This window comes from Kyrpidia sp. (assembly GCF_023512215.1).
Taxonomy (GTDB): domain Bacteria; phylum Bacillota; class Bacilli; order Kyrpidiales; family Kyrpidiaceae; genus Kyrpidia; species Kyrpidia spormannii.
In genome coordinates, this window is the sequence record NZ_JAILZZ010000038.1 from 20229 (window position 1) to 33206 (window position 12978).

The window sequence follows — 12978 nt, forward strand, 5'->3', positions numbered from 1 at the left end:
CCATGATCGGCTCAAATCCTAATGACCTTGTGAAAGTGCTTCGCGGCGGAGGGCTCATGTGCCGTACGGGCATTCTTCTCATACCTACCCATATTCTTGGGAGGGAAACCAGCATTGCTGCTGAATACAATCTCGATTCACTGGATTATGTCTCCTGGAAAGAAAAGTACTTACTTCCAGGGGGACGCTTTCTCGGTCTCAATTCGGAAAAACTTCTTGGGGATATGGATCGGCTCTTGCAAGAACCAAGCCATACTGACGCGCTTCTGATTTACAACCTTGACTTGGCTTTAGCGTACCTTTCCTATCGGGAACGAAATTCTTTTTGGCGCTTCATGCGGACTAACTTCAGAAAGCGCCCAAAGTCCCTTGTTCTTGCCTTACCCAGTACCGCCACAAAACTTCTTCCGTATGATGAAGAACGTGTGATTTGGTATAAAGAAGGCCGGCTTGCAATTTTTGAAGAGTTTGGGAGGGCCACATGAATATGAATGTCCGAGATTTGACCACTCCTAATCTCAATGCTGCTTTTCGCAACGATGTTCAGATAAGCCACTTCCGAAACGTGAAACAGAACCTGGAACTGGTGAAATCCTTTATATTCACTACTGCACACCATCCACAGAAAAAGTCCTCGGTCGAAGTGCTCAAGCGACTGATCGATGCTTTTGTAGAAGGCACAGAAAATCGCTTTTTGATCCGAGCTAGTTACGGCCATGGCAAGAGTCATTTAGGTTTGGTTCTAGCTAACTATTTTGGGGAATCTATAGATAGCGAAGAAGCAAAAGCATTGCTTGGCAGTCTCGAGCATACACTGAACGACTATGGTGCTTTTGCATTCTTCCGCGATTTCAAACGATTTCATAAGCCTTTCTTAGTCCTCTTGCTTCGGGGGGACGAAGCGCCGACTAATTTGCGCGACAAATTCTTTCGAGCCCTTTACGAAGCCCTTAACGACCACAAGGTTCTCCGTGGTGTTCGCCCGTCCTTTTGGTTTGAGAACGCCCTTAACGTGCTAGAGAGCTTTAGCACCGATGAAGCCGAAAAGGCTGAGCGGTACCTCGAAGCCTTCCGCTTGGACCTACCTACCTTGAAGAAGGAGCTTCAGGAGAGACGCTCAGATCACTATGGCCTCTGCGTTGAATTGGTTAAAGAAGTCAAAGGGGTAAAGCCTGATTTCGGTGGAGAGATCAGTCTCTCGGAGGCCATCAACTGGGCTGTGAAGGAACTGTGTGGCCGGGATGGCCCTTTAAGCGGTGTGCTTATACTGTTTGACGAGTTCAGTGCCTATGTTCGCGATTACCTCAGGATGCACACTGGAGGGACCCCGTTCCAGGAGCTCATGAATGGTGTTGAAGACCATCGGGGCAAGGTTCTGTTTGTGGCCCTAACTCAACACGAGCCAGAGAAGGTGGCCAAGAACGACGGGAGTGCCGAGTTTGAGAACCTGCTTAAGGAACTTAATCGTATCCCCCAAAACAATCAGCAACGAATGCTTTTGCAGACCACCTTGGAGGATGTACTGAGAGGCTACTTCCGCCTCAACACCTCTGCTTGGCGCGATCTCTTGAGGATTCCAGGGTTTACGGATCGAATCACTAAGGCAAGCGAGATCACCTTTGAAATCTTTAAAGAGCACTACCAAAAGAATCTAAACTGGGGTCTTAAGAACTTTCAGGAGAAAGTCACCAAAGCCTGTTTCCCTCTGCATCCCCTCACTACTGCCCTGCTTACTAGTGTCGAACTTGAAGCCGTAGCGAACCGCTCGGTGCTCAACTTTATTACCGATAGGGATGGTCCGGTCCAGCGAAAGCTCGATCAGCCAGCCGTTGTTGATGGTAGGCCTAACTGGGTTTTGCCCGTGGAGCTAGTAGATTACTTCAAAGAATCCTTAGGTGAACAAGCCTGGAAGAACTACCAAAGTGTCAATCTGCCTGATCTTTCAGAGGAGGCACACCTCGTACTTAAGGCCATGATGTTACAAACTGCGGCCAATATCCCGAGTAAGGGGGTTGGTTTCTTCAGACTCATCGCTGAACTAACTGGTCTTTCACCTAACGAATCCGAGCGCGTTCTCAAGAAGTTAGAGCAAGGACGATATATTCGCTACGACCCCATTCACCGCATTTATTCCCTCTGGGCAGGAAACAATCAGATCATTGTACTGGAGCGGATGCTAAACAAGGAGCTTGAACAACAAACTCAGATGAAGAAGCTCAGTATGTTCCTGGAAGAAGTCGATGAGTGCGGAAGCAACAAGGCTACCGATATATTAAATTCTGCAGGATTACTTGAAAAACACGAAGTAGAAGTCTCCTGGGGGCACAGACAGGATTGGGCTGCTTCTGAGGTCGTTTTGGGTCGTAACGGGTCTACGGTGCAGTATCTCGAGCGCCTAGCAGCACGCTATACCGCAACCCCCGATAAGATGCCCGAAGCACGGGGGTTAGTGGTCCTTTTCCTGGCAAAAAACGAGGAGGAGGTTGCATTCTTTCAGAGAGAACTTGCTCAGCAGATAGATGTTTCCTTTAAACTGCGATCCGCGCCTCTGCTCTTTATCCTTCCGGACCGTCCGACGCCTGAACTCTTTGACGCAATTCTGAAATACACATTGCTTGACGATCGCGTTTTTGCTGACAAGGCCGTAAAGCAGGTAGGCCTTCAGATAGTGGAGGAGGAGAAAAAACGCTATGCCGAGCAGATCAAATCCGGCCTCGAGGTCCTCCGCCGCGAGGGGCGCTTAGAGGTGCCCCTGGATTCTAGAGGGAAGGTTCAAGCCCTTGGATTCCTGTCGCGCACCCCTAACCGAATTGCGCGAGCGCTACGGGAAACGTACTTTATTTCATATAAAAACCATCCGGGGGAATTCTTCATACAATACCGTGCATCCAAGGGTAATGTTCCTAGTGGGGTCAGTACACTCATTTCTCTATTGGCATTTAACGATCTTTCGAATGGCTACAGGGGCCTAGCCCGGATTCCGAAAGAGATTGTGGATCAGTTTCTGCAGAAATCAACTGCCTGGGGTGTTGTGAACGCGAAGCTACGCCTCCAGGAGCCTTCGGGAAACTTTACTCGGTTAGCTTGGGAACGCATCAATAACAGCTTGTCTGCCGGCCAGGAGTGGATCAAAGTCGAAATGGTGGTGCGGGAACTGCTTAACCCGCCCTACGGTTACGACTACAACACCTTGAGCCTCCTGATGGCCGCTTGGCTCGGGTACTACAGGCGCGACATTGACCTAGCTATTGACGGCAAGATCACTACGCTTTCACAGCTGGTCGAAGACCGAACTGCCAAGCCCAAGGATTTTATAAAAAAGCTGACAAAGGTTTCTACACGTAGGAAGAAACGCGATGAAGGTTCCATCAGGCAGATTATTGAACAGATTGAGCGAGGAGGGCTTTCCCGCGAGCAGGCTAAGGAGTGTCTTGCCATCCTGCGAGCCAGAGCCAACGAGGAGGAGATCCTCGATCCGGAGCTATTGGAAAATGCTAAGATGGCTTTGGCCAAGCTTGAACAGGGACTTAGGCAGCTCGAGGAGTACGAGAAAAAGGTTAATGTGATCCTACAGGTGAGCGAGGAAGCCAAAACGGTTTCCAAGATCGCTCAACAATTAGACAAGCTCAAAAAACTTAACGAGCCAGTAGTCGTTTGCTCAGGACATTGGAAGCGTGACCAATTGCGCGAAAAATTGCTTCAAAGGGCGTCCGAGCTGACAGATGAGCAGTGCAGGCTATACGAAAGAATTGATAATATTACCGACTACGGAAGGAACGAGGAACGGTTGAAGCGACTGTTTTCCCAACTTGAACTCCTTAGTCTCACCGAAGCTCAAAACCGTGTCAACAAGGCATTGAAGAACTTGGAGACCTCTTTTAAACAACTAAAAGCTTATGAAGAAGAAACCCAAATCCTTGGGTTCTTGCGATCTATAGATAGTTCTAGTAATTTGTTGAAACTGAGAGAAATACGCAAGGAGCTGGAGGGTTACACCCGGAACCCTTCCGAGCGGGTGCGTGCTGAAGCACAGGAGCGCTTGGAGAAGGTTGGGGCAGAAATTGAGTTCCTCGAGAGCTTCGTGCAGAGTCTTGAAGCACGGTTAAACGCACTTAGCAACCAGGCTGAGGTCCTGAAGCTGGAGCGCAAGATTCTGGAGCTGCGCAACCGCTTTGAAGGCACGCCGGATTTTCAGGACATTGAGGCTGCTGTGACCCGTTGCCGTATGTTGGCTGAATACTTCCGTGAGCTTGAGGCACCCCTTCCTAACGATGAACGTCTCGCAGCGGAAAAGCTGACTAAGATAGAAGGTTTAGCAGGGACCTTCGGCCAGTACCTTAGCGATAGTCAAGCTGCTCTTGCTTGCAAAAAGGCCGAGGAGCTGAAAGCACACGTAGCCAAGCTCGAGGAGAAGGCACGGGTCTGGCTCCAGGAAATGGTCGGACGCATAGATGCAGCTACAGAGCCTGAGTTCTTCAGGGAGCTTCGGGATGAACTCCAGAAGGCCTTGGGACGCTATGAGGGTAGCCCACTTGCCCAGGACATTGGGACAGTGTCCAAACGCTGTCTTGAGCTCGAGAAGCGTTTCCGGGAGGTGCGATCGAAACTTCACTTCGAAAAGCCCGAGGAAGCCAAGGCCAACCGGTTGCAACTTCAGGTTCTGTTAGAGTGGGAGGGATGGTCCGAGGCTCAACGTAAGGCCCTCATGGGAATCCTGGAAACGCTCGAAGAGAAGATCCAGCTGCGTGAGCAAAAAGCCAGGGACTGGCTTGAAGCGCGAAAACAGGCCTTCACGCAAGGCAGGGATCTCGAGACCTTAGAGCACGAAATAAAGAACCCTGACCCATTCCTTGACGAAAGGGGCCGACAAGAACTCGCTGAGCTGAAGAACCAGGTGGCCGAAGCTATCAACGCTGACAGGGTTCGCCGGATAGAGATCGAATTCCGACGGCTAATCGAGGTGGATCCCGCAAAGGCCAAGTCCTGCTTGGTTCAGCTTTTGCAATTGATGGAGGCCGAAGAACGCGTATGAGAAAGATCTACCTCAACCCCAATGCAGACGCGTATAAGCCCGAAGGAACCCGTGTGGTCTCTAGCGAAACCGAATTCTGGATCTATGCTTTGCGTCCTGAGCCTCTGGTCGTCCAAGGATTGAGGCTGTGTGAGTGGGCTCGGGAGTTTGCGGAGGGAAGGGGCCTCGAGGTGGAGGAATTGCCTTCGCCAAGCCGTATACTCAAGAGTTACTGCCCCGACCTCGATGCCTACGAGATGCAGGAGCTTGCCCCCAGATTGGCCAGTGTGCCCCCGGAGCCCACCTGGCCTCAGGTAGCTTATGCCCTCTGGAAGGAAGACTGGTTTGACGCTACAGGGCCTGAGTTGGCAGCACACTGGTTGCTCTGGTTATTGGGCGAGTTCTCCGAGGCGGAGCGCAAGGTGCTGCGATGTCTAGGTGCTTACTACCAAAGTCGTGTAGAACATCCCTTTGCCCAGGTTTTCTCTGCTTTTACACCTGAGAAGGCTTGGGAATGCCTCGAAGACTGGCTCGGTCTTAAGGGGGAGCAGAACCTGGGTTCCTTCCCTCTCGACCTACCTCCTCGGGTAAGAGAGCGCCTGCAAAGACTGTTTCGGGCTGATGCGCTGCAGTTGGGAGGCCGTCTTACGGAGAGTCTGCGTTTGTCGGCACATTTTGAAGTTCTAAAGCTCGCAGCCGAGGCGGATGCCCTTTACCTTAAGGAGCACCCCGAGATGTTAACCAAGGACTACTTGGATCTTCTTCACACTTACCTGAGTCGAGAAAGCAGGGAAATTCTCCGCCGACTTCTTCGTCCCATGCTTCCGGGGCCTATTCCTTCGGAGCCGGACGCATTGGTTTCATGGTTCATCCACGAGTATCTGCCCTACCGCGAGTGGGCTCCGGATGAGCAGCCAGAGGTTCAGCGGATCGGTCGCGAGTTTAGCCTGCGCTATCTCGAACTCTATCGAGAGGCCCTGTCCGGTGCAGCGGCTAAGCCCTGGCTGAGCTGGGTAAAGGCTGGAGAACTCAGGCGCCCGGACAGGGTAACCCTTCTATTGGTTCTTGATGGGCTAAGTTTCCCGGATGCGAGGTTGCTTTGGGAGGAGCTCCAGCGCAGGGAGGTATCTGGCCGTCTCACGCTCCTTAGCGAAGGATTGGCCTTTGCCCCTTTGCCTACGTTGACCAAGTTGGCCAAACTGGCCCTCCTTAGAGGGGTAAAGCCCGCTCTCGCACCGGATCACCCTGAGATTGGAACGATCTATTCTAGAGACAGGGATGTTGAACGGGCCTTAAAGCATGCCCAGCCGGGCGATCTGCTTATCTTTAGCCTTACCGAGCCTGACAAAAGCTATCATGACAATCCTGACAAGAAGGTGGCCCGAGATAAAGCCAATGGTGCTCTGGTAGAAATCGCAGGGAGGTTGATACGGCTTATCTTCGCTGCTCCCGACGGCCTTCCCCTCGAGGTCGTCATCACTACCGACCACGGCCGCCTGCTCTCTGGATCCTCGCGCGCTCAGGTTGCTCCTTCCGGGATGCGCCCGGAGGGCCGAGCTGCCATGGGTGGGAACGCGTTGCGTGAGCCCATTGAAGTGCGGGGAGATTTGGCTTTCCTGCACCGTGAGGCTTACGGTCTGCCCGAGGACTGCGCAGTCATCCTGAGTGGGGACACATTCCTGATGGAGGATGGAAAAACCGGACATCTGGCCTACCCCCATGGTGGGGCCTGGCCAGAGGAGGTCCTCATACCCTTCTTTGTGCTGTCCAAGGACCAAAAGCTTCTTCCCACCAAGGCATACCTCGTGGGCACGGGTGTGGCTGGCCGAATAAACAATGCCGTGCTGGTGGTGGAGAATCCTAACCCAGCTCCGGTAGAACTCGTTCAACTAGAACTTATCTTAGGGGGAACTCACACCGAGCCTTTGGGTAGCATGGCAAACCCCATGAGTCGTACCGAGTGGTCCATTGACCTTAACCCATGGCCCGAGAAAAAGGTTCTTAAGAATGGTCAAGCTCGCCTAATTTACAGGCTACCCGGAGGCAAGCAGGACGCAGCCCCGGTAGAACTTCGGCTTACCTCTCTGGAGATGTACGAGCAGAACGATATCCTGGGGGATTTGCTATGAACGTAAGATCCGATCTCAATCGCAAGGTCGTGGAGGTTTTCGGAAGGCTAGCCATAGACAAGCGAAGGCTTTTGTTTAGCCAGCTGCAGAAAAGGGGTATCTCTGCTTACGTGGCTGAATGGGTCCTCGAGTCCGTGGTTCCTGGTGTGGGCCCCCTTTTGCCCGAAGAGGCCCACAAAGTGCAGGACTGGGCTAAGCGGGTCATCCCCGGCCCTAAGGACCAAAACATCATCAAACACCGACTATCCCAAGGGGAAACGGTCCGTGTTCTCACTCCAGTGGAGGTCGAGGTTGACCTAAACCGTAAGAAAAAGCCATCGCACTTTGCTCGCCTTCGTCTGCTGGGTATCGATGAGGCCTACATTCCCACTGAACTATTGGAGTACTATCCAGACTTACTGCGCCATGGAATGTGGGGAGTAGTGGAGCTTAGTCAGCTTGCCGAGGGTACAGCCATTCTAAGCTTTAAGCCCATGCAGGCCACGGTGAATCTCGAGCTCTTCAAGGATACCCGACGGTCCTTCAGCCTCGAGGAGTGGCGGGCTCTCCTGCTGATCTCGATGGGCTACAATCCGCTGGCCTTTAACGAGGAGGAAACGAACTTGCTCCTGGCCAGGCTTCTGCCCCTGGTGCAGAAGAACTTGCACCTCATGGAACTTGCCCCCAAGGGCACCGGGAAAAGCTACATCTACGAGAACATCAGTCCCAAGGTGCGCCTGGTAAGCGGGGGGAATGTCTCGCCTGCAGTGCTATTCGTCAATAACGCCACTGGTCAGTGGGGACTTTTGGCCCGCTTTGCCGTGGTAGTACTCGACGAGGTCCAGACTCTGCGGTTCGACAAGCCCGAGGAAATCGTGGGAGGTCTAAAGGGATACTTGGCCAATGGGAAATTGACCCGCGGTGGTCTGTACGAGACCGCCAGTGATTGCGGGCTAGTGCTTCTGGCGAACATCCAGCTCGACGAGCGTCAGCGCCCCGTTAGGGATATCTTGGTAGAAGAGCTGCCATTTTTTCTTCAGGAAACTGCTTTCCTCGATCGTATCAGAGGCATCATCCCGGGGTGGCGGCTGCCCAAGCTCAGCGGTGACTACCTCATCGGCCCTGACACTGAGATTTCGGTAGGTCTGAAGTCCGACTTCTTCGGGGATGTACTTTTGGCCATGCGGGAGGATCTAGGCCCGGACCAATACTGTGCGCGCACCGTCAGTCTGAAGGGGGAGCGCCCCTACAAGCGTAACGAGGAGTCGGTGCGTACCCTGGCTGCAGGCTTCATGAAGGTGCAGTTTCCTCACGGCGATGTCTCACGGGAGGATTTTGAGCGATTCTGTTTGAGGCCAGCGATTGAGATGCGCCAACTGGTCTGGGATCAACTCTACCGTCTCGACGGGGAATATCGGCAGTATGAACACAATCTGGAGTGTGCATGATTCATGATCTACCTCGATTACCACGCCACCACCCCTCTGGATCCTAGGGTCTTAGCGGCCATGCGTCCTTACTTGGAGGTGGAATTCGGCAACCCATCGAACACTTTGTACCTTTCAGGGCGCCGGGCTGCTGCCGCAGTCGAGGATTCCCGCGAGAAGGTGGCCGCTCTCATCGGGGCTAGACCCCACGAGTTGGTATTTACCAGCGGTGCAACCGAGAGCAACAACCTGGCGATCCTGGGCGTGGCTAGAGCCTCTACTGAGCGGCGGAAAATGGTTAGCACCCCTATTGAGCACAAATCAGTGCTAGAACCTCTGCGGTATTTGTCCTCCCTAGGCTTCGAGGCGGTCTATTTGCCTGTAGATCTATATGGAAGGGTGGATCTTGAGGCCGCACAGCGCCTCATCGACGAGGAGACCCTGCTGGTATCGGTTCAGGCTGCCAACAACGAGATCGGCACCTTACAGGATATCGCGCAAATCGTTGCTATTGCCAAGGCACATGGAGCTTTGGTTCATACAGATGCAGCTCAGGCGGTAGGTAAGATTCCCGTTGATGTCGAGACCTGGGGGGTGGACCTTCTCTCAATCAGTGCCCACAAACTCTACGGTCCTAAAGGGGTGGGGGCCCTCTATGTGAGGGAAGGGCTCCGAAAGGCACCGCTGGTGCCTTTGGCCTTCGGTGGGGGTCAGGAAGGCGGCTTGCGGCCTGGCACCCTTAACGTACCTGGGATCGTGGGTCTTGGCGAGGCCTGCGCCCTAGCATACCGAGAGATGTATCAGGAAGCCGATCGTGTCAGAAGGTTGCGGGACCGGTTGGAGGAGGGGATAAAAGAGAGGATTCCAGGGGTCAAGGTGAACGGAGAACTCGAGCACCGGCTCCCCGGCAATAGCAGCCTGACCTTCCCGGGGGTGGAGGCAGACGCCTTGATCCTGAACATGCCTGAGCTAGCCCTTTCGATGGGTTCAGCCTGCAACAGTGGTGCCCTTGAGCCCTCCTATGTGCTAACTGCAATCGGACTTTCTCGAGAAGATGCCTCTTCTACTGTTCGTATTGGAATCGGCCGCTTCACTCAGGCGGAAGAAGTGGAGATTGTTGTGGGAAAAATCACAGAAGCATATTTCCACCTAATTGATTTGACAAAGGGTGCACCTTAAAGTAACCGGATGTCCCAGTACGGCCAACGAACTGCATAGTTTGTCATACGCTCGCTACAAGACACCAATGTCCTTGGTGCGTGTCAACGTTTGGGTAGGAGAGATCTCACGAGTACCGGTTCACAATCGTTGCTTCGCTCGGGCCAACTTCCGAAAGGCAGCCGCTGAAGGTCCTTCTAGCACTTGTAAGTGACTGCTGAGTTCTCCTTGACGGCCATGATGGCATCTTCAAGAATTTGATTGGGGATGGTAGAAATAAACTTAAAAATAAGTAAATAATAGGAGTATTTGTTCAAGTTAAGGGTAGTGTCCCCTCAAGTGATGTAAAATCACCATGTGTGTCAAGAGTGTGACAGGGTTGTCGTTGTCCCCGCCTGGAATTCTATCGCCCGTCGTCGCTCCGTCAAGGGACGCTGCGCTTGACCTGTCGGTCACCTTTGACCTCGCTCCTTCCGGGCGAGTGTCGGCAACTAGGGGACAAAGCCAAGGTTTGCGTGTGGCATACACGCCCCTCCTCCAGATGTAGATCTACTTCTGTAGCACGGATGCGGACGCGAGCAGGGTCTGATCCGGCTTCAGTTTCGCCATCGATTCCAGGCTGAAATACCGGCGGGACACCATCCACTCCTCATGTTGTTCCTGCAGGATGGATCCCATCAGTCGCAGCACGGATTCCCGATTGGGGAAGATCCCAACGACGTCCATCCGCCGTCTCATCTCACGGTTGAGCCGCTCCAGCGGGTTGGTGGAGCAGATCTGCCGCCAGTGCTCGCCAGGCAGTGCCATGAAGGCCAATACGTCCTCCTCCGCCGCCTCCAGGATCTGCATGGCCTTCGGGAACTTGCCCCGCAGTTCCTCCACCACCCGGCGCAGCTGAGTTCGAGCCGCCTCCTGGGTGGGCTGGGCAAAGATGGTCCGGATGATCGCCGCCACCATCGGCTGCTGTTTCTTCGGCACTTGGCTCAGGACGTTGCGGAGGGTATGCACTTTGCACCGTTGCCACGCAGCGCCGGTCAGCACTTCTGAAATCGCCTGCCGCAGGCCAAGGTGGGCATCACTGATGACCAGCCTGACTCCCCGAAGTCCACGCTCTTTCAGCCCTCTGAGAAACTCGGTCCAGAACGCCCCGTCCTCGCTGGTCCCGATGTCAAACCCCAGCACCTCACGCTCCCCGGTGTCCGTGACCCCGATGGCGATCACAAAGGCCATGCTCTGGACCCGCCCGCCTTCCCGCACCTTGGGGAAGGTGGCGTCCAGCCAGACATACAGATATTCCCGTTCCAGCGGCCGCCTTTTGAACTGTTGGATGTCCTCATCCAGTTGCTTACACAAACGAGAGACTTCACTTTTGCTGATGCCATCCAGCCCAAGCGCCCGAACCACATCGTCCACCTTCCGGGTGCTTACCCCATTGACATAGGACTCCTAGACCACGGCGGCCAGGGCCTGTTCCGCCCGGCGGCGTGGTTCCAGAATCGATGGGAAAAAGCTTCCCTGGCGAAGTTTGGGGATCTTCAGCTCGAGGGTCCCAAGACGAGTATCCCACTCCCGTTTCCGGTAGCCATTGCGGTGCGTTACACGTTCCTCGGTACGTTCGTAAGGATTGGCACCGATCTTTTGCGTGGCCTCCGCATTGATGAGAGACTGGGCGAACATCTGCATCAGTTCACGCAAGAAATCGATCTGTTGCTCATCCTGGATCTTGCGAATCCACTCAAGAACTGCGAAACTGTCAAGGGGAGCCATCGCTGCGTAACCTCCTACTAGTTTACTTTCCACACTCTAGTAGACATGCACGGTGGCTCCCTCGTCAATTGGGGAGGACCAAATTTACACCACTACCTGAGACTCTAATCAAGTTTTTTAAGGAGGTAAACCCGATTGTGAGGAAAGCGCTATGGGCAAAATGGATCTCACTTATAGATCCACAGATTCGATAACGATCTTATAAGACAGTTCTCTATTATCTCGTAATACCTTACGAGCATTTATAGAGATTATTTTGGAGTCGTTTTCGAGTAATAACGCTCGACTCGGGTGAATCCCCTCGTTCTCTGGTTTTAAGAATTCGTGATGGATTTTGGTCCGCGGGTTACTGTTTACGGCTTGTAAGCCGTCACATATGCCAGTGATGAAATTGTCTAAATCGCCTCTTTCCAAGTCGGAGCGTGGGAGGAAAAGCGTAAGCTCTAGTTTTACAAACGAACGGAAACAGTCGGAAATTCCTTCTTTCTCCATAGCCTCTAATGCCTTTCGACGTAATGAAACGAGACGCGCAATTTCATCATCTTTTCCCCACATGGAAGTAGCCCCGTTTTTTCTTGGCGGTTTGCCGTCGACCTCAAACTCAATCCTCATAACGATCTCCTCCATGCAATTATTTTCCTTGAACGTAAGCGTATAATGCTGCCCACCGTCCATTTGTTTGCTCATTGATTGTGGGAAGATCATCTACAACAAGCAACCCCGCCAGGGAATCCGGCGGGGCAGTGGGCCGTGCTATGCTCTTTTACCACGTCTGCGTATGTTATCCGGCAGACGGTCCGACCATGGCAGGAGTTCACCCAATGCCTTCGGGTCATCCGTTTGGATGTTCGGCAACCGTTCGAACAGGTATTTCAGATACAGATACGGGTCCAAACCGTTCTCCTTCGCCGTCTCCACCAAGCTGTACGTGATGGCGCTCGCCCTAGCGCCACGTGGAGTGTTGGCGAACAGAAAATTCTTCCGGCCGATCACGAACGGCTTGATCGACCGCTCGCTCCGGTTGTTGTCCAGCTCCAGGTGGCCGTCTTCAAGAAACACCACCAGCTTGCTCCACTGGTTCAGACAGTACGCAATCGCCTTGCCCAAGACACTCTTGGGTATCACCTGGGCGCTTTGCTCCTGAAGCCGTGCCAAAAACGCGTCAAGCACCGGCCGGCTCAACGTCTGCCGCCCTGCATGACGTTCCTCTGGAGTGGCGTCCTTCAAACCACGTTCAATCTTAAACAGTCTGTTGCAATACTCCAGTCCGATCCTGGCCGCTGTCGGTTTTTTCCGTTCCGATGGGGGAAGCGTCTTGAGCGCTTCGTCGAACTTGCGCCTCGCGTGCGCCCAACAGCCCACCAGGGTGACGTTCTCGAGGTCGTGGTACCCGCTGTACCCATCCACATGCAGGTAACCCTTGAACCCTTGCAGGAACCTCTTCGGGTGCTCTCTTGAGCGGCTCTGCTGATAGTCGAACAACACAATGGGTGGACCGTCTCGCCCG

7 protein-coding genes and 1 pseudogene are annotated in these 12978 nt (G+C 53.5%); 5 read left to right on the forward strand and 3 right to left on the reverse strand.

The genetic code is table 11. The annotated features are described in order from the left end of the window. The first annotated feature begins 2 nt into the window (after positions 1-2). Genes K6T64_RS12355 through K6T64_RS12375 form a run of 5 tightly spaced genes read left to right on the forward strand, consistent with a single transcriptional unit; the run spans position 3 to position 9725 of the window. The gene (locus tag K6T64_RS12355) at positions 3-485 is read left to right on the forward strand and encodes a hypothetical protein (protein ID WP_288010509.1); all 483 of its coding nucleotides are present in this window, start codon (positions 3-5) and stop codon (positions 483-485) included. Continuing rightward, positions 482-5032, forward strand: a complete 4551-nt coding sequence (locus K6T64_RS12360; protein ID WP_288010511.1) for a hypothetical protein — start codon at positions 482-484, stop codon at positions 5030-5032. Before K6T64_RS12355 ends, K6T64_RS12360 begins: the two co-directional genes overlap by 4 nt. After that, positions 5029-7140 carry a hypothetical protein gene (locus K6T64_RS12365; protein ID WP_288010513.1) on the forward strand — a complete coding sequence of 704 codons (2112 nt, stop codon included), beginning with the start codon at positions 5029-5031 and terminating at the stop codon, positions 7138-7140. The genes K6T64_RS12360 and K6T64_RS12365 overlap by 4 nt, the downstream gene beginning before the upstream one ends. Next, positions 7137-8567, forward strand: coding sequence for a BREX system Lon protease-like protein BrxL (brxL, locus tag K6T64_RS12370; RefSeq protein ID WP_288010515.1), 1431 nt, complete (start codon positions 7137-7139; stop codon positions 8565-8567). The genes K6T64_RS12365 and brxL overlap by 4 nt, the downstream gene beginning before the upstream one ends. 3 nt (positions 8568-8570) lie before the next feature. Further along, on the forward strand, positions 8571-9725 hold the full coding sequence (locus K6T64_RS12375) for a cysteine desulfurase family protein (RefSeq protein WP_288010517.1): 1155 nt from the start codon (positions 8571-8573) through the stop codon (positions 9723-9725). 528 nt (positions 9726-10253) lie between these two features. Here K6T64_RS12375 and K6T64_RS12380 read toward each other — a convergent pair. From K6T64_RS12380 to tnpC, 3 genes and pseudogenes are all read right to left on the reverse strand, one after another. Beyond that, positions 10254-11471, reverse strand: a pseudogene (locus K6T64_RS12380) (IS256 family transposase). 171 nt (positions 11472-11642) lie between these two features. Next, on the reverse strand, positions 11643-12083 hold the full coding sequence (locus K6T64_RS12385) for a RusA family crossover junction endodeoxyribonuclease (RefSeq protein WP_288010519.1): 441 nt from the start codon (positions 12081-12083) through the stop codon (positions 11643-11645). Positions 12084-12224: 141 nt separating this feature from the next. Then, on the reverse strand, positions 12225-12978 hold a 754-nt coding region (gene tnpC, locus K6T64_RS12390), incomplete at its 5' end, for an IS66 family transposase (RefSeq protein WP_288010520.1).